At 54.4% G+C, this 272-nt stretch carries 1 pseudogene; it reads left to right on the forward strand.

Going from position 1 to position 272, the window contains the following annotated elements:
- Window positions 1-272: pseudogene (locus D3D02_RS20220) on the forward strand (ISNCY family transposase); the annotation flags it as partial.

Raw genomic sequence — 272 nt, forward strand, 5'->3', positions numbered from 1 at the left:
TACCTCGGATTGACCGGGACTGCTGCCAACCAGGGAAGCCGGATCTTCGACGAGGAAACAACCCGCGAAAACGGCGGTCCTGACGGTGATACGCATCTCCACTACATCAAGCAACTCGAGGCGATCGAGATCGCCTCGATGGTTAACGGAGCGATTGGAACGATGATGTGGGCTGCTGAGCAATACTATTCGATCGATCGCCACGTCGATGTGGCGATCGATATCACCTATATCGCCTACTACGGTGATCGTGACGAGTTCCAGATGAGTAC

Origin of the sequence: Halobellus sp. Atlit-38R, assembly GCF_003665925.1 — an archaeon.
In the GTDB taxonomy this organism is placed as follows: Archaea; Halobacteriota; Halobacteria; order Halobacteriales; family Haloferacaceae; genus Haloquadratum; species Haloquadratum inordinatus.